The 24968-nt window shown below is 39.7% G+C and carries 20 protein-coding genes and 1 pseudogene; 13 read left to right on the top strand and 8 right to left on the bottom strand.

Translation table 11 applies throughout. From position 1 onward, the window contains the following. Window positions 1-55: 55 nt before the first annotated feature. Complete coding sequence (nikA, locus tag DK865_RS12880) at window positions 56-1630, bottom strand: nickel ABC transporter substrate-binding protein (RefSeq protein ID WP_109392104.1); 1575 nt, start codon at window positions 1628-1630, stop codon at window positions 56-58. Window positions 1631-1641: 11 nt separating this feature from the next. Beyond that, a complete protein-coding gene (locus DK865_RS12875; protein ID WP_023583187.1) occupies window positions 1642-2427 on the bottom strand; it encodes a class I SAM-dependent methyltransferase in 786 nt (261 codons plus the stop codon). A gap of 411 nt (window positions 2428-2838) precedes the next feature. Here DK865_RS12875 and DK865_RS12870 point away from each other — a divergent pair, with 411 nt between their 5' ends. The 12 genes from DK865_RS12870 to DK865_RS12815 all read left to right on the top strand — a co-directional run bounded on the left by DK865_RS12870 (window position 2839) and on the right by DK865_RS12815 (window position 20584). Beyond that, window positions 2839-4338, top strand: coding sequence for a vWA domain-containing protein (locus DK865_RS12870; protein ID WP_023583186.1), 1500 nt, complete (start codon window positions 2839-2841; stop codon window positions 4336-4338). A gap of 582 nt (window positions 4339-4920) precedes the next feature. After that, window positions 4921-6381, top strand: a complete 1461-nt coding sequence (locus tag DK865_RS12865; RefSeq protein WP_109392103.1) for an SrfA family protein — start codon at window positions 4921-4923, stop codon at window positions 6379-6381. A 3-nt stretch (window positions 6382-6384) separates the two neighbouring features. Continuing rightward, the gene (locus DK865_RS12860; RefSeq protein ID WP_109392102.1) at window positions 6385-9369 is read left to right on the top strand and encodes a virulence factor SrfB; all 2985 of its coding nucleotides are present in this window, start codon (window positions 6385-6387) and stop codon (window positions 9367-9369) included. Window positions 9370-9371: 2 nt separating this feature from the next. Continuing rightward, on the top strand, window positions 9372-12080 hold the full coding sequence (locus DK865_RS12855) for a putative virulence factor (RefSeq protein WP_228407783.1): 2709 nt from the start codon (window positions 9372-9374) through the stop codon (window positions 12078-12080). 3 nt (window positions 12081-12083) lie between these two features. Beyond that, entirely contained in the window at window positions 12084-13097 is a 1014-nt protein-coding gene (locus DK865_RS12850; RefSeq protein ID WP_036914326.1) for a hypothetical protein, read from the top strand. Window positions 13098-13106: 9 nt separating this feature from the next. Beyond that, a complete protein-coding gene (locus DK865_RS12845; RefSeq protein ID WP_109392100.1) occupies window positions 13107-15110 on the top strand; it encodes a vWA domain-containing protein in 2004 nt (667 codons plus the stop codon). After that, on the top strand, window positions 15110-15802 hold the full coding sequence (locus DK865_RS12840; protein ID WP_109392099.1) for an ABC transporter ATP-binding protein: 693 nt from the start codon (window positions 15110-15112) through the stop codon (window positions 15800-15802). The genes DK865_RS12845 and DK865_RS12840 overlap by 1 nt, the downstream gene beginning before the upstream one ends. Continuing rightward, the gene (locus DK865_RS12835; protein ID WP_036914323.1) at window positions 15783-17018 is read left to right on the top strand and encodes an ABC transporter permease; all 1236 of its coding nucleotides are present in this window, start codon (window positions 15783-15785) and stop codon (window positions 17016-17018) included. The genes DK865_RS12840 and DK865_RS12835 overlap by 20 nt, the downstream gene beginning before the upstream one ends. Beyond that, window positions 17008-18561 (top strand): formylglycine-generating enzyme family protein, encoded by a 1554-nt coding sequence (locus tag DK865_RS12830; protein ID WP_194295203.1) that lies wholly within the window; start codon window positions 17008-17010, stop codon window positions 18559-18561. Before DK865_RS12835 ends, DK865_RS12830 begins: the two co-directional genes overlap by 11 nt. A 24-nt stretch (window positions 18562-18585) precedes the next feature. Continuing rightward, window positions 18586-19269 (top strand): hypothetical protein, encoded by a 684-nt coding sequence (locus DK865_RS12825; RefSeq protein WP_023583180.1) that lies wholly within the window; start codon window positions 18586-18588, stop codon window positions 19267-19269. A 17-nt stretch (window positions 19270-19286) separates the two neighbouring features. Further along, window positions 19287-19775 (top strand): hypothetical protein, encoded by a 489-nt coding sequence (locus tag DK865_RS12820; protein WP_228407782.1) that lies wholly within the window; start codon window positions 19287-19289, stop codon window positions 19773-19775. A 257-nt stretch (window positions 19776-20032) separates the two neighbouring features. Continuing rightward, window positions 20033-20584 carry an Ail/Lom family outer membrane beta-barrel protein gene (locus DK865_RS12815; RefSeq protein WP_023583178.1) on the top strand — a complete coding sequence of 184 codons (552 nt, stop codon included), beginning with the start codon at window positions 20033-20035 and terminating at the stop codon, window positions 20582-20584. Window positions 20585-20669: 85 nt separating this feature from the next. Here the strand turns inward: DK865_RS12815 and DK865_RS12810 are convergent. The 4 genes and pseudogenes from DK865_RS12810 to DK865_RS18670 form a co-directional block, all read right to left on the bottom strand. Then, window positions 20670-20972 (bottom strand): annotated as a pseudogene (locus tag DK865_RS12810) (GNAT family N-acetyltransferase); the annotation flags it as partial. Between the two features lie 197 nt (window positions 20973-21169). Beyond that, on the bottom strand, window positions 21170-21604 hold the full coding sequence (locus DK865_RS12805) for a hypothetical protein (RefSeq protein WP_109392097.1): 435 nt from the start codon (window positions 21602-21604) through the stop codon (window positions 21170-21172). A gap of 108 nt (window positions 21605-21712) precedes the next feature. Next, complete coding sequence (locus tag DK865_RS12800) at window positions 21713-22030, bottom strand: hypothetical protein (protein ID WP_109392096.1); 318 nt, start codon at window positions 22028-22030, stop codon at window positions 21713-21715. Between the two features lie 21 nt (window positions 22031-22051). Further along, window positions 22052-22204, bottom strand: a complete 153-nt coding sequence (locus DK865_RS18670) for a hypothetical protein (protein WP_162556632.1) — start codon at window positions 22202-22204, stop codon at window positions 22052-22054. Window positions 22205-22225: 21 nt separating this feature from the next. On the opposite strand from DK865_RS18670, the gene DK865_RS12795 reads away from it, so the two are divergent. Beyond that, window positions 22226-22642, top strand: a complete 417-nt coding sequence (locus DK865_RS12795; RefSeq protein WP_109392095.1) for a hypothetical protein — start codon at window positions 22226-22228, stop codon at window positions 22640-22642. Window positions 22643-22739: 97 nt separating this feature from the next. On the opposite strand, the gene chbG is transcribed toward DK865_RS12795, so the two are convergent. Beyond that, on the bottom strand, window positions 22740-23501 hold the full coding sequence (gene chbG / locus DK865_RS12790; RefSeq protein WP_109392094.1) for a chitin disaccharide deacetylase: 762 nt from the start codon (window positions 23499-23501) through the stop codon (window positions 22740-22742). Window positions 23502-23537: 36 nt separating this feature from the next. Continuing rightward, window positions 23538-24893: a 6-phospho-beta-glucosidase gene (locus DK865_RS12785; protein ID WP_023583176.1), complete on the bottom strand. Its 1356-nt coding sequence runs from the start codon at window positions 24891-24893 to the stop codon at window positions 23538-23540. Between the last annotated feature and the right edge of the window lie 75 nt (window positions 24894-24968).

Below are 24968 nucleotides of genomic sequence, written 5' to 3'. Positions count from 1 at the left end.
ATGAGTGTGGCACCTTGATATTATGTACCACACTGATTCTAGTTAATCTCATTAATTAAGGATTAAAGCGCATCTTTTCAAACGGTATTTCATATTGAGATGGATTAAAACCCACATTTTCTAATTCACTACTATGGATAGCCTTAGTACGTGAATAAGTTAACGGAATATAGACCGCTTGCTCTGCTAATGAGGTAAACAAGATTTTATAGAGCGCCTGACGGTGCGCTTCATTAGGTGTAATTAATAACTCACCAATCATCGCATCCAATTGGGCTTTATTTGCCAACCCTTTTTGCCCTTGATAATCTGCGTGAGCGGGTATTCTAAATGATGAAACAAAAGAAGCCGGATCGTAAGGCGTTCCCCATGAGAGTGAATATTGTAAATCAAAATCACCATTTTTTTGTCTATCTAAATAGGCTTGTTTCTCTTCACCTAAAATCGTTAAACCGACACCAATCTTTTTAAAGTCATCTTGAATAAGTTCAGCTATCTCTTTTTCAACGGCATTATTCACATTATAAGAAAGCAACAGCTGTAATTTTTCACCTTGTTTCTCACGAATAGCCTTGCCTTTTGGTAATACCCAGCCTTCGTCTTCTAATAATTCAATCGCTTTTGTTGGTCGATAAACATAAGTTGGAGAAGTAAAATCACAGTAAGGTACACTGCGCGCCATTAAAGTATCTGCGACTTTTTCGCTACCCGCTAAAATACCTTGTGCAATTCCTTCTTTATCAACAGCATATTGCAATGCTTGGCGGACTTTTTGGCTAGAAGTCATTGAACGACTACTATTGAGCACAATCGCACGAGAAGCAATCGGTGCACTCATTTCAGTTTTGAATTTATCTGATGCCATAAGAGCCTCAAACGAATCCATATCTAACATGTCGCCATCTGCACCAAAAATAAGCTGAATATCCCCTTTTTGTAGAGAAAGTAACATGGTTTGTCTATCGGGGATCACTCGCCATACCACACCATTTAATACCGGTTTCGCTCCCCAATAATTGGGGTTAACTTTAAACTCAGCATATTGGTCTTTTTTATGTTCAGTTAATACCCAAGGTCCTGTACCCACATAGTTCGCAACACCTGTTTTGGTTTTACCATTAATAAAAGACTTCGGTGAAATAAAGCGGAATGGGCGAGTTAAACCTAATTCAGTTAATGTTGGATAGTAAGGATTTTTTAGATTTAGTTTTACAGTGAATTCATCGACAATTTCAACGTGATCAATCTGACGAACTAACTCCAACCACGCATGACGTTCATAGTTATCCAGCACCGCTTCAATATTTAATTTTACCGCTTTAGCATTAAAGGGTTCACCATCACTGAAAGTCACATCATGACGTAAAAAGAAAGTGTAGCTCTTTCCATCAGGCGAAATATCCCAACGCTCCGCTAAATAAGGTGCAACACCTTTTTCGGTATTTAATACAAGAGATTCAAACACCATGTTTTGAGCCGCCATCTCACCAGAGTAGAGATGTGGGTTAATATCACGAATGTCTTTTGTGCTGGCATAATCCAACATATTATTACTTTTATCTGCTAACGCAGGAAACGCACATGTTATTGTTAATAATAGTGTTGGAAACACTGAAAATAAGGACTTCACGTTATTCTCCTTTAATTATTTATTTTTTGTTTTTGTGCATGGATCATAAACATCGGTGTTGAACCATAATTGATTTTTTCTTCTTCGTTCCACACAAAATCGCCAATTCGCGTATCTATCATATATCGACTAAAACCGACTTCTAGTAGGGTATTAATATCCCATTGTGGACGTTTAATTTGACTTAATGGTAATTGGCGAGCGATTCGTTCCATCTCTTTGGTATCTGTATTGACGTAGTGATCTTCAACTTGCTTTTCAATTGAACGCTCTCTATCTGCCACAAAACCTTGCCAGTAATTCTCATCAAAGAGATGTAAATACCAGTTAGCATCAAAATTAATTAAACTCCCCCCCGGTTTTAATACACGAAACCACTCCGAATAGGCTTTTTGAGGTGCTTTTAAATTCCATGTCACATTGCGACTCACCACTAAATCAAACTGTTCACTGCCAAAAGGCAGTTGATGTACATCACCACGAATAAATTGAATATTTGCCTTATGCGTTTGCGCATTTTGTTTCGCTTCCAGCAACATGCCCTCAGTGGCATCAATTGCCGTGACATCATGACCCGATAACGCTAATAGAATGGCAAAAAACCCCGGCCCCGTTCCAATATCAAGCACTTTTAAGGTTTCACCTTCTTTGATATGCCCCAATAACAGATGACGCCATTTCTGTTGTTTCTCGCTCAGTAATTCCTGTTGATTAGACTCACTATAACTTTCAGCTCTGATATTCCAGTAGCGAGTTACATCATTAAGTAATTGGTTATTATTTATTTTATTTATCATCAGAAACCTGCTGTTATATCAACGTAAAGAGAGGAATAAATTCCCCTAAAAGCGAATGATTTGACTATTTTTTAGTGTGGGTAACATACCTTGTAACCCTAAGATGCTCTATGTGCTATATCAATATTCATCAGTACTCAATAAGAGAGAGCGACTAATTTGCGATCTTCATCTTTAACATAAATGCGCATCCTAAAGGGAGTGCAGATAAATAAGCAAATGGATTATTTCCCCTGTTAAAATAGAGGAATAAATTGAGCGAATTTAGAAATAAAAATTAAATTTTCCTTATATTAAAAAAGTGAACCCTTTAATTTCATCTTTTTTATAAAACCGTTATAGTCAATAATATTGCTATCTTAAATTTCTTTCTTTAAACGAATATAGCCGTCACATAAGGCTCTCTAAAATATGAATCGAATCTCACGATTAACGGCTGATATTACCCGCGCCGATTTTGCCTTAACGCATCAACAGCAATTACGCCAATTGCTGACACAACACTTTCCGACTAAGTATCATTCTCTATTTGCGACTCCAGAGAAAAAATCGGATAACGTGATTGAATGGTATTCGCCTGTTTCTGGTAATCCTATCGCTTTAACCTCGTTACAAGGGCAAGAGCAGCAAGAAATAAGACGTATTTTAGATGAACGCCTTAACGATATTAAAACGCAAACAGCGCTATTAGCATCGCAAAATCGCATAACGGATGAAGAGCGCCACCTTTTAGATACAGCATCAACGCTACCTGATAGCGAAAGTGTCTATATTATTAACGGACAACCCGTTATTACATGGTGGCCACGTACAACACCATTGCCACCCCCTATTGCACAAGTTACCGCAGGGGCAAGTGCAGCAGCCGCGGGTGCCGCGCTTGCTGATGTCCCTGCCAAAACACGCAATCGCTGGCTACGTTGGTTATTACTGTTGTTATTTTTGCTGTTTTTGATCTTACTGGCATCTTGGCTGAAAGGCTGTTTTGATCCCAAAGCGGTTCCGCCGGTGGTTGAAGAGAAGCCTGTCGTTGTCATACCGCCAAAACCAGAACCTATCCCTGAACCAGAGCCAATCCCAGAACCCGTTCCAGAGCCCGTTCCAGAACCAGTGCCTGAACCTGAACCGGTACCCGTGCCCAAGCCTGTGCCAGTGAAAAAACTCACGCCACTCGAAGCTTGTGTACAAGATGAATTGAAAAAAGCAGGTGTGACAGAGAAAACAGCCAATGCAACTTGTGAAAATCGCTTAGCAAACAAAATTAAGCAAATGTGCCCAGCCGAACGTCCACCAGAATTAGCACCACAGGTCATTCTTATTTTTGATGCCTCTGGCTCTATGGCGCTGAGCATGAATTTAACAGAAAATGATTTAGACTATATCGCTTCAACGGGACAACTTTTCCCTGGTTATGATGCTGAGCCTCGACGGATCACAACCGCAAGAAACGCCGCAATAAAAATCATTAATAACATTCCGTCAGATATGAAAATTACCACCGTTGTGGCATCGGACTGTGGTGTCGTGAAATCAAGTCCAGCTTATGGTGGTAATGAGAGATCAAAATTACTTAGTTACATTAAGCGCATTGAGCCAGATAGTGGTACACCATTAGCCGAGTCTATTAAACGTGCAGGTAATTTAATTAAAGGCAATAATCGTGACACTATTATTGTGTTGTTATCCGACGGTTTAGAGTCTTGCGATCAAGACCCATGTGCAGCGGCTAGAACCCTAAAACGCGCTCACCCTCGCGCCGTTATTAATGTTGTCGATATATTAGGTACTGGCGCAGGTAACTGCGTTGCGGATGCAACTGGAGGAAAAGTTTTCACTGCGCGTAATGCAAATGAGGTCAGTTTAATGACTCGAAAAGCGATTGAAGATTATATTCCGAAGAACTGTAAATAATGATTAATAACGCTTTCTAATATTTAATTCACCCTCTTTGGTTTCACATTGAGGGTGAACTTTTTCCACGTGTCATGTGTATTTTATTATTATATTGAAGTTGGTAAGCGCTATATCTTATCGATTTCAGACCATTCTTTAATTATGTATTTTTTTTCTTTTCTGGTTCTCTCATTATTCAGAATAAACCTATTTTGTGATTATTATCACAGAGAATAGATGCACACCAATAGTCTATTCTTTTATATCTTATCTTTTTTTTCTTCTATTCCATTATTTTTCAATGTAAAACTCAACATATCGGTGATTTAATCTATATATTTAAGAAAATATAGCGCAACCTGCAATGACATTGTTTAATTATCATAATCGTCATCTTAATATTCCCTCTTTCACTCAAGAAAAATAAAAAAACCTTTAATAATAATCAGTTAATTAACCTTAAATAATCCGCTAGATAGACACCCAATTTCTGATAATATAAAATGTATATCAAATTTATATCTTTATTTTTAGCCTAAAAGCCTATTTACGGATAAGCCAACTTACCCATAGATAATCTTGCCTAGCGGAATGATCGTCGTGAATAAAGCATTCTTACGAAGTGGTAAATTAGAAAATTATCTCCCAATGGGGGAAAATGGACAGGCTGTTTATATCTCTGCACTGCAGCTACGTGAAACTCTGCGTTTAAGAGGAAAGGCAGCTATTTCTCAATGTCTTGCTATTCCTCAGCCAAATGAAACTGGCGAGCGCATTGACTGGTATTCACCGATTGACGGCTCTGTTATTCCTTGGTCTGCGGCTTCAGAAGAAGAGCGCGCCGCGGCTTATGCTGTACTGAAAAAAAATCAAGATGACTTAATTGCCTTTAGCGAAAAAGAACAACAAAAAACGGACAATAAAGAAAGTCAGCTTTTTGGCGCCCTACTCAGTAAGACCATTCAATTTCCTGACGAAAACCATATTTTTATTGTTGATGGGCAGCCAATTATTACCTTTTGGGGTTTTGTCAGCGCCAATCAGCAACTTAGAGTTGACCCTGTTGCTTGCTTAAAGCCAGCGGTTGCGCCAATTGCACCAACATCAACCGTGGTTCCACCAGCACAAGAAAACGTCATCATTACTGACACTAAGCGCCCTTGGTGGCGTTTCTTATGGTGGTTGTTACCTTTATTATTACTTCTACTCGCTATTTTCTTCTTAAGAGGCTGTTTCTCAACGCCAGCGTTACCTACGGTCGATATTAAAACACCCAATATTGAAGCGCCTAAATTGCCAGATCCTACGCTTGAGAAGCCGAAAGTCCCTACAGTCGTGACTAACGGTCACACCGTCGGTGTGCCAACCGGCACTGTTCACACAGGCACATTAGGTACTGTAGATGCAAATGGAAATGTGATTAATGGCACTGGCGGTAACGGCGCAGTCGTTGATCCTAATACGGGTTTACCTGTCGTTGATCCTCAAACGGACAATAACCAAGGTGCCTTACCTGAAGAGACACAACAACCGAATATACCACCGGCTGATCCTGCTGCACAAAATGCGCAACCGAAAACAGATAACACCCTAAATACGGGAAATGAGAACAACACGCCTAACTCTCCGGTTGATCCTAATGCACCACCTGATGTCACACCGCCTGCGACAGCAGATAACACGACACCACTCACTATTCCTGCGAATGCATTAGCCAATGGCTCAACGCAATTCCTCAATGGTCAATGGAAAGCAGGAGCGGGAATTCAAGATCAAAAAACGGGTAAACCACTGAGCCTGAATTACCAAATTGATAATGGTAAAGGACAAGTCGTCATGACACGCAGTGATGGCGTGACCTGCAAAGCACCTGTCAACGCAGCCGTAAATCAAAGCGGATTAAATATTAATAATCAAGGCCAGGCTCTGTGTAGTGATGGTTCAAACTATTTGATGCCAAATATTATTTGCCAGCCAGGAAGCCAAAATATTGCTGATTGCCAAGGGAAATATGAAAACAGTCAGCCATTCCCATTATCAATGAAGCGGGAGAATAACTAATTCATGTTAGCGCCACTGACCGATTATAAAGACAAAATTACCCTTATCCGAGACAGTAATATTCAGTTTCTGGATTTCGGTTTTAAGCTACCACAGCGCAAAGAGTACGGTGAGTTTGTTAAAAAAGGCGAAAACGGCCCGTTAATGCGACTCATCTATAATGAACGAGACGATAACTATCTTTATCCTGCACCTAAAAATCAGCCTCAAACACCGAGAGAAGCCGAATTTAGTTTCTCTCTTGAAGAGTCATTAACGCTATTAAATGACACATGGTTGCCAGTGCCATTTTTCCGTTTTAATCCACCTCGCGCATTCTCTCAAGGTCCTGATAACTGGGTAAGAATGATGTTCCATCAACTGCCAGAGCCAGATGAAGATGGGCATACACACCGCGTTGTTGTGGCATTTGATACGCGAATTGAGCCAAATCGCACCAATACCGCATATCTAGCGCCAAACGAAGAAGATGTTCGCTCAGGGGTTGCTTTTGCGCTTGCCTATTTAGGCTATGAAGTTGAGAACTTCCTTGAAACACCTTGGATTGATGGCTGGTTAAAGGAAGTGTTTAGCGAAAGAGCGCTCGCTGTAACCCAAATGTACCATGATGAACTTGAAGATGCGCTCAAAGAGTTTCAACATCAGGCACATTATCTCAATTTACTCAATATCTTAGGTGAGAAGCTACACTTACCTGAAATCAAAATTAACGAAACCAAACCACAAGAACCGGCGATCGAAGTTGACCTTATTCTTGATGTGGGTAACTCACGCACCTGTGGGATCTTAATTGAAGATCACATCAATGATAACAAAGGGTTAACGCAACTCTATGAAATGACGCTGCGTGATCTCAGCCACCCTTATCAAATCTATAATGAACCATTTGAAAGCCGTGTTGAATTTGCGCAAGCGGAATTTGGTAAACAAGATTTTTCAGTTAATAGCGGTCGAAACAATGCCTTTATGTGGCCTACCATTGGTCGCGTTGGCCCGGAAGCCAACCGCATGGCAGCGCAACGCTTAGGTACTGAAGGCTCAACCGGTATTTCAAGCCCTAAACGCTATTTATGGGACGACTCGCCGTATTCTCCGGGTTGGCGCTTTAGTCGCTCTTTTGGTCAAACAGACAGAGAGCCACTGGCGACGGCTGTGCCGATGACATACCTTCTAAACGATCACGGTGAACCGTTATTCCGTTTAGAACCAGATGATCGCATGCCCGTGTTTACGCCAAACTATACTCGCAGTTCATTAATGACCATGATGTTAACCGAAGTGTTAGCACAGGCATTAACACAAATGAACAGCCCAGCTCAACGCCTTAAAATGAGTCATGCAAGCGCGCCTCGTCAACTGCGCAATATCATTTTGACTATTCCACCTGCAATGCCAAAACCAGAGCGCGCTATTTTTGAAACGTGCATGGAAAACGCATTAGGGCTAATTTGGAAAGCAATGAATTGGGACCCAACCGACGAAAAACTGCGTTTTGATGGTAAAGATGCACAATGTCGTATACCGATGCCAAACATCCATGTGAAATGGGATGAAGCCACTTGTGGTCAGTTAGTTTACCTCTACAACGAAACACAAATTAAATTTGGTGAGCGTACTGAAGCCTTTTTTGCCAGCCAAGTGCGGGAAGATAACCGCGCATTAACCGGTGACAGCACGTTAAAGATCGCCTCAATTGATATTGGTGGCGGAACAACCGATCTCGTGATCACACGCTATAAACTGGATACGGGTACAGGTAGTAACGTCAAAATCATTCCAACACAATTATTCCGTGAAGGATTCAAAATTGCTGGCGATGATATTTTACTGGATATCATCCAGATTTGTGTATTACCTGCATTACGCACCGCATTAACGGATGCGGGTATTTCTGATGCCGATGCTCTGATGTCTTCACTTTTTGGGAGTGAAGGTTTAGATGCGGGGCAACAAGTACTGCGCCAACAGCTTACCTTACAAATCTTTAATCCAATTGGGTTGAAAATTTTAAGTCAATACGAAAACTACGATCCCTTAGTGCCTCATGAAGGCATTAACAGTACGTTTGGTGAATTGCTTAACGTTCTACCGACAGAGCATGTACGTCGTTATATTGATGACGCAACCAATAAAGAGCTTGGTGGTGGCGACAGTTTCTCCATTTTAAATGTGCCTGTACAAATTAACTTTGCGCAATTACACGCTGAATTTATTTCGGGTGAACGTATTAATATCACTCGTAGTTTAAAAGCGCTGTGTGAAGTGCTTTATTACTACTCCTGTGATGTTTTACTGCTGACAGGTCGCCCTTCTCGTTTACCGGGTATTCAAGCGCTATTAAAAGTATTACAGCCTGTACCACCTTCTCGTATTCTGCCATTACACGGTTACAAAACAGGTGGCTGGTATCCATTCAACAAAAAAGGCCGTATTGACGATCCAAAATCAACCGCGGCAGTTGGTGCAATGTTGTGTTTAATGGCTGAAAATGCACGTTTGCTCAACTTCTACTTCTCGACAGGTAACTTTAAAACTTACTCGACAGTACGTTATTTAGGGATGTTGGATAATAACAACACTATTTCCGATAATGACGTCTACTACCGTGATATTCAGGATAAATTTGAACCTGATCCTGATACCTATTTCGAAGTCAGAGGCGGGATCCGCTTAGGTTTCCGTCAATTAGATAATGCCCGTTGGCCAGCATCTCCACTTTATACCTTACGCATTAAAAATCCGAAATTGGCACAGCAACTGAGCCAAGAAGACAGCGTATTGCATATCAAACTTGGAGAAGAAAGAGGGGCTTCCGGCCATAATGATGACAATAAATCTGAAAAATTACGGATTGAAGAAATGGAGCTTATTAATGGCAAAGGTGGCGTTAATAAAAACGGTTTAAGCTTCAAACTCAATACGTTAGCAGATAGTGGTATTGGTGAAACATCCTATTGGCTGGATAGCGGGAGTGTATTAGGTAAATGAATATGATGGATGAAAAACAGTTAACAGCCAAATGGGATGCCATTTATCAAGGCGCAGGTAAAGCCATTGATTGGGTAACGGCAGTAAGAGGTAATGCGCCTCGTTTAAATACCGAAGCCGATAGCCTTATTTATCGTCTACGCCGTAGCCGTAATATGGCAAAAAATCTCAGTTTAGCGACACAAAGACCAATGTCTGTGGGCTTTTTTGGTCTCTCACAAGCAGGAAAATCATACCTGATTTCAGCACTTGCTGCCGGGCAAGAGGGTCGCTTAAGAACCAATATGTCAGGTAAAACGCTTGATTTTATCGACCATATCAACCCACCGGGTGGCGGTAAAGAAGCCACGGGTTTAGTGACTCGCTTTAGTCGCAACGCGACAAAAGGTACACAAGCGTTTCCTGTCGAGTTACATCTTTTCAGTGAAATTGAGATCGTTAAAATTCTCGCTAATGCTTACCTGTATGATTTTAATCAGGAAAAAATTGAATTTGAGCTAGATGACGAGAAAATTTCTCGTTTAATCAATTCATTAAGCACGCAACGCAGTACGACACCTGTTGCAGGTATGACTCATGATGATGTTGTTTCATTATGGGATTATCTGCAACGCCATGCGGAAAAAAGCCAGAAAAAATTGGCGACAACCTATTGGCCTAAAGCGATTGAATTAGCACCTTATCTCAGTATCACGCAACGCGCTAAACTCTTTTCTGTTTTATGGGGCGATATTGCAGAGCTGACATCCGCTTATCAACGTTTTAGCACCACACTGGCTTCTTTAGGTCATGCATCTCTTGTTTTGGCTCCGCTCTCTTCTTTAGTCAAAGAGCAAGATGGCGTGTTAGTACAAGAAGACAGTATTATGAACGTGGATATGTTAGAGCGTCTCAATACTGCCAATGATAGTCAGATCAGCATTTGTCCTGTTCATGGCGATCGTATTGATGCCCCTGTTACCCTTTCATTAGCAGAATTAACTGCGCTGACGGTTGAATTAGTCGTCCCGTTATTAGATGCACCAAGTAAAGCTCTGTTTGAACACGTTGAACTGCTCGATTTTCCTGGCTATCGTGGTCGTTTAGGGGTTGAAACCATGGCGGATGTACGTCGTCAGGTCAACGATGACAGTGCTAACCCTCTGGCACAGCTTATTCTTCGGGGTAAAGTTGCCTATCTGTTTGAACGTTATACTGATAACCAAGAAATGAATGTGTTAGTGGTGTGTACCGCATCAAACAAGCAATCAGATGTAAAAGAAGTCGGTGCTGTCCTCACAGAATGGATCAATAACACGCAAGGTAAAGATGCATTAACGCGCGCTAAACGCCCTTCTGGGTTAATTTGGGCAATGACCATGTTTGATATGCGTATTACTAACTCTTTAACTATGAATGAGGCGTTATTACGCCAATCATGGGGTAAAGGGGGCATGATCAAAATGGCAATGTTAGAGCGCTTTGGTCAATATGAATGGATGTCATCAGATTGGATCAATGGTGAAGCCTTTAATAACACCTTCTTAGTGCGTAAACCGGGTGTACCTACCCCGTTTATTCAAATCAGTCATGGCAAAGAGACCGTCTTAAACGAGGACAGTGTTTCACAGCTACATCTGATGAAAAAAACCTTTGCTGAAGACGAAACTGTCCAACGCTATATTCGTGAGCCAGACCAAGCATGGGATGCGATGTTGTCGCTCAACGATGGTGGTATGCAACGTCTTGCCGACTACCTTGAAACCGTTGCATTAAAATCACTAAAACTTGAACGTATCAGTGAGCAATTGGAAGAAATCCAACGTGATTTAATCGGTCATCATCTTGAAAAATGGTATCAATCAGGTGGTGAAGAAGAGCTGGAAGTCAAACGCCGTAATGCCGCCACTATTTTACGCTTTATGCAAAGCCGCCCTTATTTACAAGGTGCCTTGCTAGATTATCTTCTGCCTCCTCGTAAATCACTCTACGATCTGTATATGCAAGAAAAAGAGGTTATCGATACACTTTCAGATAACAAGAAAGCGACTCAAGCCCCCGTTTCTGCCTTTGCCGCTATGGAGCAACCGACTTTCGATCTGTTTAGCGATACGCCAATTTCTCTGGTATCAGAAGAAGATGAAGCGCCTAAAGGTCACGGCAATGAGGTTACCTACCCTAAAAAAGTGATGGCATTATGGATAAATCATCTGCGTAGCCTGCCTGATAACAGTACGTTGTTAACCTATTTAGGCATTGATCAAGAAATTATGGTGCTGTTAGTTGATGAACTTATCACGGCCATTAACCGCCTTGGTGTTGAACAACGTATGTTGAAAACCCTTGCAGGAACCGAAGCCATTGCCCGCCGTGATGACTTAGCCGAACAGCAATCATCTCGTGTTTATAATGTGCTGGGTGATTTTATTACTTGGTTTAATTTCAAAGATAACGGTGTTGAAAAACCCGATAGCAAAATCAATGTTGGTCATAAAATCTTTGAAAGACCAGATAACACTAGCGTGCAATGGGGTGAGGATGAGCGTTTAGTCCGCTTACCGACCAACCCGGTTAACTATACTCTTTTATTTGTGATTGATTGGCTTATCGCGTTATCAGCGATTATTACTGAGAATGCGGGGCATTCTGCGGGAAGAGAGATCAGTGCTGAACAAAACGCACTCTTAGGTCAAATCATTCAAACCATGAAATTATCCGTTGTGGAGTCATAATTCGTGTTTAATCCAGAATTAAAACCCGTACAACCTGCTCGTCCCGGCTTTGCGGTATTAAGTATTCGTAATTGGGAAGGTGACGCTTCCCCTGTTTATTTAAGCATTCAGCGTAACCAAGATCGCTATTTCTTAAATGATAAAGGGGAATGGGTAGGTAATGCCTTTTTCCACCAGCTATCGCTTGAAGATGCTGATGATGGTTATCAAATCGTTCTTGATAAAACGTTGGTTGATCCCCTCGTGAGCAACTTACAAATGGCGTATCAATTTACGTTAAAAGACGATAATGAAACACAAGATATCGGACGACTACGTATTCGTGATGGCGTATTAGCCTCACAAGCTCAAGGTCAAAGTGAAGCATTAAAATCAACGGCTACATTAGATAATCAGCCTGTTCCGCCTGCGCCCATTGTTGAAACATCCCCCGCGCCAGAACCTGAACCACTCAAAATACCTGAGCCAGAGCCTGAACCCATTATCCCTGAAATCAAAGTAGATGAACCACCACAGCGTCCAACACCACCTGCACCGAAAAAATCAAAAATCGGCTTAATTTTTGCGATTATTTTGATTTTAATTTTAGCGGGTATCTTAACGTGGTTCTTCTTACTAAGAGGCAATCCCGCAGGCGAACCAGCACCACAACCGACACAAGAACCCGCAACACCAAGTGTATGTAGTGTTGAAAACATGAAATCGGGTACCGCATTAGCCTTTGTACAAAGTTGCATACAGAGCCAACCAGATAGCAAAACTATCCTTGCAACGATCTCACTCGCAAAACAGAACAATCAATGTGATGTTGCTCAGCGTTTATATGCTTATAAAGCACAATCAGGTGATGTTGAGATCGCACTGAATTACGCTCGTGAATACGATCCAGACACTGCATCAACACAAGGCTGCTTTGGTGCAGACAAAGAGACCGCTATTTATTGGTACGAAGCGGTTCTCAATCATGACTCACAAAACAGTGACGCAAAAGCGCGTCTTGAAGCTTTGAAAAAATAGGAAAGTCGCATGAAAAAGGCGCATTGGCTTACGCTTATTCTCAGCGGTTTAATTCTAACAGCGCCAGCCCGTGCTGAAGAGAAAAAGCCGCTATTACAAGAGGGTAAAAAGACCCTCTATCAACGTGTATTAACTTATCCGGGTTGCCAAATCGCTGACACTGTTGGCGCAAAAGGTAAAGAGCAACCTGCATTTAGCCGTTTTTATGTTTACCAACGCCAAAAACAGGGCACTAATGAGTGGCTACAAGTTGGTCCTGATAGCTTAGGTCACATTAGCGGTTGGATGAATGCAAGTTGTACCTCAGAATGGAAAATGCAGTTAACACTCGCATTTACTAACCCTGCGGGTCGTAACCCAATGCTGTTTTTCAAAGATAAGCAAACAGTTGAAAGCTTACTTGAAAGCCCAACGCCTGAAAAACAATACAAACCCTTTTTAACCGACATTAAAAACCAAAAAGTCAATCCAGCTGTTTTAGCAAAAGAGCCGGATTATATGATTGATCAGAAAAGTAATTTCTATCTACTGCCTGTATTAGGATCGGATGAAGTCTTTACTGATGCGGGCTATAAAGTGCGAGTGCTCAATGTGGCATCTGTTTCTTCACAAACGAAAGACAGCAAAGATGCACAGAATACGAACGCAACGGCAAACAGTACAAAACCAGCAACACCTAACAGCAAAGATGCTGACAATATGATGCAAGGTTTTTCTGCGGCTGTGGTGTTTGTTATCGACTCAACAATATCCATGGACCCTTATATTGATAGAACCAAAGAAGCGATCCAAAAGGTTTATGCACAAGTCGAAAAAGACAATATGTTGGATAAGGTCAAATTTGGTTTAGTGGCGTTTCGCTCTAATATCAAAGCGGTACCGGCATTGGAATACGACAGCAAGATGTTTGTAAATCCCAATGATGTAAAAGATGGTCCTGATTTCCTAAATAAAGTTAAAGAATTACGCCAAGCTAAAGTCTCAAGTAGCCGTTTTGATGAAGATGCTTATGCTGGTGTAATGCAAGCCCTTGATGATGTTGATTGGACACGCTTTGGTGCGCGCTACGTTATTTTAATCACTGATGCAGGGGCATTAACGGGAGATGATCCTCTTTCATCAACTAAGCTCGATGCAGAACAAATCCGCCAAGAAGCCGCTTATCGCGGTGTTGCACTTTATACACTGCACTTAAAAACCCCATCAGGGGCAAAAAATCATGCTTCTGCGCAAGCACAATATGAAGCATTAACGCTCAATCCGTTCTTACACAAATCCCTTTACTACCCAATCAACTCAGGGGATGTAAATAGTTTTGGTCGGATGGTCGATAGTCTAGCAACCGCGGTAACCACTCAAATTCAAACGGCTTATCGTGGTGAAGCGGCGGTGGGTAGCGCATTAAATGCTGATCCTGCTTATAGTAAAGATAAAGAAACAGATACCTTACTTAACGATGCACACGATTTAGGCTATGCCATGCGTTTAGCTTATTTAGGTGAAAAACAAGGTACAAAAGCGCCGCCGGTCTTTAAAGCATGGATAAGCGATCGGGACTTATTACAGCAAAATATCCCAACCACAGAAGTGCAAGTTTTGCTGACGAAAAGTGAGCTTAGCGATTTAAGTGATGTTATGAAAAAAATTGTTAATGCGGCTAATGAAGGTTTGATCTCACCTGACAATATGTTTGCGGATTTACGCTCAATTGCCGCCACAATGGGTAACGATCCAAATCAAATCAAACAAGGTTCAGCGACTAAATTAGGCGAAATGGGCTTACTCGGTGAATACGTCGAAAACCTGCCTTATTTAAGTGAGGTGCTTGGGTTAGATGAAGAGACTTGGAAAAGCTGGGATGGACTAGAGCAAGAGAAATTTATCCGCCGACTCAATACCAAGTTGCAATATTATCAACGTTATAACGAAGATGTTGATCGTTGGATATCCCTTGCACCACAAAGCGATCCACGCGATCACGTTTATCCTGTCCCACTGGAAAACCTGCCTTAATGATCCAGATTGAAGGCATGGCAATTACGCGTGGTGATGCGCAACACGGCTTTCGTGTTGCGCTTCCTTCATTGACCCTTGAAAAAGGGGAGATCGGCGCACTAACTGGGTTAAGTGGTTGTGGTAAAAGCACCTTGTTGGAAATGATCGGGCTAATTTTACGTCCTGATGAATTAACCCATTTTCAGCTCAATGACGATGTCATTATCACCCAAGCGGTGTTAAGTAATGAACAAACGCAACTCGCATCATTACGTGCTGAAAAATTGGGTTTTATGCTCCAAAGTGGCGGATTACTTCCCTTTTTAACCGTCATGCAAAATATTCAATTACCTCGCAAGATGCTGGGATTAACACCGCACTCCACTTGGCTTGATCACGCCATTGACCATCTGCAATTACGCCCTTTACTTAATCGCCTTCCTCGCCAACTCTCCATTGGTGAACGCCAACGTGTAGCATTTATTCGCGCAATCGCCCATGAGCCTGCTTTATTACTTGCCGATGAGCCTACTGCCGCTCTCGACCCTCATAATGCACAAGCGTTGTATACATTAATAGTGGAGATGGTAAAGCAACTCAATATCTCTGCGCTGGTCGTTAGTCATGATTGGTCTTTAGTCGAGCGTTTTGAATTTAGTCACTATCATGCACAACTACAAGGGGGCGGTAGTGTCTTTATCAAACAATAATACCCGTCCTAATCGCCTTGGCTTACTCAGCTCTCTTGCTTGGCGTGACTTAATTTATGATCGCAAAGTCGCGCTCTGTATTGTGTTCTCTTTAGTCTCCGTGATTGCGCCATTGTTGCTACTGTTTGGGCTAAAAAACGGCATTGTGACGCAGCTTCACAACCAACTGCTAAATGATCCTCGTAACCTTGAAATTCGCATGTTAGGTAATGGCAACTACCCTCAAACTTGGTTTGATGAAATTGCGCAAAAAGAAGAAGTCCGTTTTGTTATTCCGCTAACTCGTAGCCTAAATACACAAGCCGATATTGTGATTGATGGGCAACGTTTTATTGATAATGCTGAAGTGATCCCAACCGCAGAAAACGATCCTTTATTAGAAGGTGTTACTATTCCCGAAAATGCAGACACCTTAGTACTCTCTGCCAATGCGGCACAAAAACTACAGGCGAATGTAGGCGATAATGTACGCTTATTTATCAGCCGTAAGCTTAATGGCGTCAATGCGCGAGCCAAACGTACCTTTACTGTCGTTGCCATTATCAGTGATAGCAAATTTCCAAGAGCCGCCGCTTTTGTTTCTCTTGATGTTTTAGTGGCAATGGAAGATTACCGAGATGGTTATCAAGCACCTCTTTTTGGCGTCACACAAGGCACTGAAGCGAAACCAAGAACTCAGTTTGCCAAAGCACGCCTTTATGCAAAAAATTTAGATGCTATTGCACCACTCGATGATTGGTTTAGACAACAACACATTGATGTGATGACACAAAAGAGTCAAATAGAGTCTGTAAAAGCTATCAGCTACGTCCTTAACGTTATTTTTTCTGTGATTGCTTGGGTATCACTATTAGGCTGTATTGCCTCATTAATTGGCGCATTCCTTGCCAATATTGACCGTAAACGAAAAGACATGGCGGTATTACGCCTATTGGGTTTTCATCAATTTGCAGTCACTCTATATATTGTGTTGCAAGCGCTGTTATTAACCAGTGTTGCCTTTATTTTAGCCCTTGGGCTTTATGGCGTCGGTAGCACCTTATTTACCACATTATTAGGCACACATTTACCTGAACAAGCCTTTGTCTGTCAGTTAACATTTTGGGATTTATTCATCGCTATGTGCAGTGCCTTACTTGTGGCATTACTAGTGGCAAGTATTGGCGCATTACGTGCCGTTTCGATTGAACCTGCGGAGAGCTTACGTGAAATTTAATTTATCGCTTCTAACTTTATCATTCGCGCTGTTATCTAGCAGTTTTACCGCATCTGCCAAATGGGATGATAAATTCGTTAACCCAAAAGCCCTGCCTGATGATGTGATCTTGCCTTTCCCTTGTGAAGGCTCAATGGTTTTTCGCCAAGTCACCATCCCTTTAAGCCAGCCATTACAAGATTACAGTGTAACCCTAGGGCAAGAAGGCGATGAATGGGGCTATTTAGAACAATCACGAGCAGAACATATTGCGGGTAGTTTTCCATTAAAAGGTAAAGAAAAAGGCCGTTACTACCTTATGGCAAAATACCCCGTTACCGATCTGCAATATAACGCCATGCAAAGCGTGAGTAACGGCAAAGAGTGCCCTGTTGCTTCCAATAAATTACGTTTACCAAAGGTGAACATCAGTTGGTATGAAGCGATGCAATTTGCAGATCAATATAACCAATGGTTAAGAAGCAAACATCCTGAAGCACTCCCTGTTGAAGATGGCGCAAAAGGTTTTGCTCGATTACCAACAGAAACGGAGTGGGAATTTGCCGCCCGTGGCGGTTTAAAAGTCTCAGCCTCCGAATTTCGTGATGTGCGCTTTCCAATGCCAGAAGGCACCAAAAACTATATTTGGTCAGCAGGTAGTCAATCCGCTAATGGTTCGTTACAACTCACCGGTTTGTTATCACCCAATCCTCTAGGCTTACATGACATGTTGGGTAATGTCGCTGAAATGATGTTTGAACCTTTTAGACTCAATAAACTCGATCGCTTACATGGACAAGCGGGTGGCTTTATTGTGCGTGGTGGTAGTTATCTCACCCCAGAAAGCGATATGCGCAGTTCATGGCGTCAAGAAGAGCCTTATTACACCAACACCGGTGCAAATAAAAACAAATACACAGGCTTCCGTTTAGCGATTGTTGCCCCAGCATTAACATCACGCGACAAAATCAAAGAGATAGAAAAAGAGTGGCAACAATTAGGTAATGAGAAACCCGCTAATAAATCAAAAACCCATAGCGATAATTCCATTAATAGCCTGAATACGCTATCAACCCAAGTCCAAGATGAAGCATTGAAAAAACAATTAGCTGAATTGAAAAATACATTACGAGCAAATGCACAACTGCGTGATGAACAACGAGATCAAGCTATCCGTACTTCACTGCAATTAGGTGCTTTTTTATGTACCAAATTAAAAGATGATGGCGAGTTCTATGATCGATTAATCGCACTACATGAAAAAAATTGTCCCGCAGGCACCAAAGATGCCACATGTGAACGACGTCAAGAGCAAGTCAACGAACATAAGAAAACCCTCGACTTTGTCGTGAGTTATTACGCAGACACATTAGTGGATATGGCAACAACGTATGATGCTTCTTTAGTAAAACCTCAGATTGACGTTGTACGTCAATTGATGGAGGCAAGAGGAAAATCAAATTTAAATACGTATCTTTCAACGTATATGCAAGGACTCCAAGGATATTGGGCTAACGGTAAAGTTTCACGGAATGAATGGCTTGAAGCGTGCAAAAAACAATAACAGAGACTTTGAGATAGGTGTGGTATGAACAAACAACTCATGGCGGTACTTAGCATTAGTGCATTACTTGCCTTATCAGGATGCCAAAGCAATAACGGTACAGATCCTCGATTAAAAAACAACAGTGACATGGAGTTTTTCAGCAAATCAGGTATTACGGCTTGTGCGGGTGGTGCGGCGATTGGTGCATTAGGCTGCTTAGTTTCAAATTCCAGCAATAAAGGGGCATGTATGCTCATTGCTGCGGTCGCAGGTTGCGGTGTTGGTATTGGTGCAAATGCCTATTTAGACAACAAACGCCAAAATTACGCGACAAAAGAAGAGATGCTCAATTCTATGATTGCTGATATTCAAAATGAAAATCAGCGCTTACAAAGTGCCTCTAATACAGCGAAAGCGGTTATTGCTGATGATAAAAAAGCGATTGCAAAAATTCAGCAAGATATGAAACAGCAACGTTTAAATAAAGAAGCGGCAGAGAAACAACTCAAAGGTATTGATGCCAATATTGCAGCACTTCGCTCGCGCTTAGCAGATATGAAAAAACGTGAAGCTGAATGGCGTGATATTGCAGCTCAAAGTCGTCAAGATGGCTTAAAAACAGCACAGCTCGATAAACAAATCAATGGGATGAAGCAACAAGTTGCCTCTTTACAAGAAGAGCTTGATAGTCTTTATACTCAACGCACTGCAATAAGACTTAGTTAAAATTAAAAAGGACGATGATGAAATTTTTACCACTTTCCCTTGTAGGAATGACCTTACTTCTAAGTGGATGTGTGACTAATCCAGCGGATTGTGATCCGACAGCCGGTGATGTCAGCATTATCACAAAATTTAATTGTAATTACTCAGGGACTTACGATAACCGTATTGAGCAAAAAAAAGCGATTCTAGGTAACGAACAAGCATTAAATAAAGAATTTAAAGCTGTTTTAGCTGCGATTGAAAAAGAAAAGCAACAAACTAATGCGAGCCTCAAAACCCAACAAGCAAACCAACGCGCATTGAATCAATCAATGACCAATCTGTTAAATCAAATTCGCCAAAAAACGAAAGGGCAAAATGATATTCAAAAACAGATCAATGACATTGACAAACAGATGAAAGCGGCACAAAACAATCCATCAAAATCAGTGATGGAAAAACAACTTGAATTAGAAAACTTACAAAATCAGGTTATTAGCTTACAAAGCGATTTAGGCCTTAAATAAACCTAAAAAGGCTCTCTATTATTATTTAGAGAGCCTTCTTTTTTATTTTCATTCTTATTTTCTATTTTTTACATAATCATTTATATTACCAAAATATTATTATTCATATAACATCAATAACAATCAATAGACCTTTTTAATAAAACAACCGTATTTAAGCTAACGTGTTATTTTTTATTCCATTAAAAATAGACTCATTATTATAATCCCCTCGCTTAATAACACATTCTTATTATTTAAATTATGGGATATAACTAATGAAAACAAAATTACTATCAACTTTATTTATAACTGGTTTATTGACGACTTCTTCTGTTTATGCTCAAAACGATTTTAAATTAGAGAAAACCACGCTTTCAGCAGGTTATGCACAAGTCAAAATGGCGGGGCAAAACCCAATGCACGGTGGTGTTTTTTCTATTCGTCAAGAAATTAATTCACAATTTGGTATTTTAGCAACAGCAACTTATGCCCAAAATGAATATGATTTAAATAAGCCAGTTAATACTTTCTTTAAAGATGTAAATGCGCGTTATTACTCTGTTATGGCGGGTCCAACAGTACGTTTAAATGATTTTATTAGTGTTTATGGCACCGCAGGTATGAGCCAAATTCAATTTAAATCTGAAAGTTCAGAATTAAAAAAATTAAAGAAAAATGCATTTAGTTGGGGTGCAGGTTTAATCATTAATCCAGCAGAAATGGTGTCTATTTCTCTCGGATATGAAAATAGCCGTTTTAAATTTAAAGATACCGATAACCGCATTGTTTTAGATGGTTTCGTAGCTAATATTGGTTATCGTTTTTAATTAAATTGAAGCACATATTATTTTATAATATGTGCTTATTTTCTAATGACATTAGAAGAAAAGAAGTATTTTTAATTTCCAATTTTTATCTTAAATTAAAAAACAATTCTGTACTCTCTGGTCTATACATTCCTTTAATTGACGCAGTACAAACAAAACCTTTTGATTTTAATATTGGCGCTAATTCTATCAACTTTTCTTGTGCAACCGTAATAAGTACATCTGGTGAATCAAAGTATTGCAATGATAAATCGACCAATTGGCTACCTATCCCTTGCCCTTGATGAAATGGTGAGGTGTAAAGGGTACAAATCTTATTTTCATCATGACTTTTTTTCAGTAAGGCTACACCTAAGAGCATAGTACCATTATGAGCAATAATAATTTTCCGCTGACTTTCATAAGATGGTTGATAAAATTTATATTAAAGCCAATCATTAAAATTAGGATATAACGCAGAGATGTTACTTAAAAAGTGATTGATCTGTACCCCAAACACTTGATTATTGCATGAAAAAAAAGAAGAATAATTTATATTTCTCATATCATTCTCCTTATTTATATAAAACCAGTTTTAAATAGCATTTATCCAAGTCTCCATACTTTAATACATCGATATAATACGTCAATGATATTGATGAGACTTGTCGCGATTAAACTAGAAAACACCCCTAAGATAATAATAAATAGTATAACGTATATAATTTCCTTCAGCCCTACTTTTCTTGTCGAAAATCTAGCAAAAGCAGAAAAATACTCTATTTTTTTATCTGATTTCGTTTTCCAATGATAGATCAACATTTTTGTTTTTACTTGTGTATCTTTATTATCACAGAGATAGGTATCCCACAGCTTATCTTCTAATATTCGACAGCGATCATAAGTTGTATGCCCTATTTTAAATTCTGATGATTCATTTCTAATAAGAAAAAAATGGACTTTATGAACATTTCTACATATTGCTACTTTTTCTCTAATTGTTTTCGGTAAATTACGTGATTCATTAACTCTAAAATCCACTACTTCACTTTTTTCAAAATAATACGTGATTAGTGAATCTTTTGATTTATACTCTCTCGAAATATTATCTATATCTTCTTTTTCTAAAACATATCTAAATCTTAAATACTAGTTTTTTTCTTTATATTCTTCTGAGCAATTAAATATTTTATTAGAAAATTTTATGATTGTTCCTACTTTATCTCCTTCACAATGTTCTTCAATTAAAACTCTATTCTCTGATGTTCCATAGGATAAATTAGTAAAAAAAACGATACCCTCACTATCTTTTTGTTCTGAAAAAACAATATACTTAGCACTGCATTCTCTTATTGGTTTTATCTTGCTTACATCATTATTAAAAACAGTTGAAATTAATTCTTCACTTTCAACAACGTTATCACCTAAAGTTGAAATATAACTTTTTATATTATACCTAAAAGGCAAGTAAACATTGATTGAATCAAATTACTTATTTTTCCCACTAATTAATACACCAATATCTAAATAATTTATTTTATCATTAGGAAGATGCCAATAATTAAAATGCAATTCTAGCGCCACACTGCTAGGTGCATCTTCACTTGAGTTTTCAACCCAAAAAGCTAAACTTTGTGTCATTTATAATCATTCCTGATCAAGATGAAAAAAATTATTATCAGTATCAAACCTAAATATGTTCAGAAAATCTATGATGGAAATAAAATCATTGAGCTTCGTAAATCGATTGGATTGAGTTTTATACAAAACAATAAAATGTATATTTATAGCTCTTCCCCTAAAAAAGCGATCACTGGTCATGCTTATATCGATAAAATAGAACGAGTAAGTAAAGATGAGATAAAACAATATTATTTAGATAAAATTGCCATATCAAACGAAGAATTAGAAAACTACCTTACTGATGGCAAAAAAGGAATGATGATTTGGTTAAAAAATATAGTTGAATACCAAAAACCGATCTCACTCGCAAAACTTAAAGAAACGGGCTTCACTGCACCACAATCTTATTGTTATGTTTCAGATGCACTGACATTATTACTTAATGAAAACACTTAAAAATAAAAAGCCTCTGTTTGATTAAAACAGAGGCAAAATAACGCAATAAAAGACTCACACCAGGGAATAACACAGACTCCGATTGTCTCAAAACCCTCTACATTAAATCTTGATACGTGCCTAGCTGATAATCTCTTTCCAATATCTCATGTTTTAATGCGCTATCTGTTAATACTTCAAGCTCCGTTAAACGCTGAAAACAATAACCACTTGCACGCAATGGATTATCCACAAAAGCAGGATGTGTCATCACTTCAATAGAATGTTCATGGCGCGCTTTCGACTCATCAAGTACCTTTAAAAACAATGCTTGAGTGATTTCATCTCCATAAAATTGACTATCAAAACCATCACTGCTTATCACACCTTGGGTATTAATCCCTTCTTTATGCGCTAGCAGTCTATCAACACGCACTGGTAGCGATTTTTCTTTAGCAAACTCCGCCACAATAGGAAAAATTTGTTTAAACATATGCACATGATGGTGACTATCAATATGGTCTGGCTCACAACCAAAAATCTCAATAAAACGCTGATATTGTGCTTTAAGCTCAACACGAATTTCATCAAGTGGCAAATTGCCCTCATCTGCCATTTGCCATACCCATTTCCCTAGTACACCTTCACGCGTTAAAGAAGGCAAAGGAGACAGCGGTTTACCCATCGTCAGCGTAAAATGAAGCCCAACACCTAACCCAGGCAACTCATGACGTAATTGTGCTGCGTGTTTAATTCCTTCAGCATTGACAAGTGCTGTTGTTGAGCTAACTACGCCATAACGAAAACACTCTGCAATACCGTAGTTTTGCCCTTTACTCAACCCGAAATCATCCGCATTCACAATTAATAAACCAGCCATTCTGTCTCCTTATTACTTATTTTTATTCGCTGACAATTAATGAGAGGCTTTTTCTAACTCAGCAATTGCTTTAGCAAAATTAGGTAGATGTGCTTTATGCGCTAATAACATTTCACGCGTAAGGACTTCTGCATCTTTATCTGAAAGTACTAACGGTGTTAAGTTCATTGCTAATAAAGCATCATTTAATTCACCACTCATAGCCGCTTTGCTAGCAGCTATTTCAAAGCCTTTAATGGTATGAATTAATCCCATCACTTTCTCATCAAAGTGTGTAATACGTGGATGTGGTTTTGCACCATCACGCCCTAAAATAGCGGTCACCTCAATTGACCAATCAGCGGGAATATTATCGATATGACCATGATGAGGAATATTCACATAATGCTCAGTTTGTTTATCATTATAAATAGCATTAATCACTTCACAGGCAGCATCAGAGTAATAAGCTCCTCCACGTAATTCCAACTCTTTCGGTTTGATATTTAAATCTGGATCTTTATATAATTCAAATAGTTGTTTTTCGACTTTTTGTACTACTTTAGCGCGAGCGCCACCTTTATAGTATTCCCCCATTTCAATCGCTAACATCTCTTTTTGCTTGAAGTAATACAGTAAATAAGAGCACGGCAGCATATTAAGAGAGCGGATCAACCCTTCACTAAAGGGTAGATCAAAAATATTTTTCACAGAGCCCGCAGTTAATGTGCCTGAAGCCACACCGTCCAATAATTCAGGAAAACGGGATTGACCATTTACGATAACGTCTTTAATAAACACCATGTGATTTAAGCCAAATAAATCAATAGAGAGTTCATCTTTATCCGTTAACTTCAACACATCTGTAATAAACATTTTCATACCAATTGGAATATTACAAACGCCAATAAACTTCTTAAACTTGGTATGACGGTAAACGGCTTCTGTTACCATGCCGGCTGGATTCGTAAAGTTGATGATCCACGCATTAGGGCAAATTTCTTCAACATCCTTAATAATATCGAAAATAACAGGAATAGTACGTAAGCCTTTAAATAGCCCCCCTGCACCATTGGTTTCCTGTCCTAAATAGCCGTGACTTAAAGGAATAGATTCATCAAGTTCCCTTGCTTTCAATTGACCAACACGCAATTGTGTTGTGACAAAATCAGCTTCTTGTAATGCTTCACGACGATTAAGGGTTTTATAAATGGTTAAAGGAATACCCGCTTTTTTTACCATGCGCTGGCAAAGCGCAAAAATAATATCGAGCTTCTCTTTTCCTTCTTCGACATCCACCAACCATAATTCAGTGATCGGCAGTTCATGATAACGTTTAATAAAACCTTCTAATAATTCAGGCGTATAACTGCTTCCACCACCAATGGTAACGACTTTTAATTTATGACTCATAAAACACTCCCATACAGCGTAATAGTGCTGTTATTTGTGTATTAATGGCGAAATTAAGGCGTAAAGAGCCATGAA

Origin of the sequence: Proteus cibi (genome assembly GCF_003144405.1) — a bacterium.
GTDB classification, from domain to species: domain Bacteria; phylum Pseudomonadota; class Gammaproteobacteria; order Enterobacterales; family Enterobacteriaceae; genus Proteus; species Proteus cibi.
The sequence above is the reverse complement of the archived record's forward strand: the minus strand, read 5'-3'. Positions and strand labels throughout refer to the sequence as shown.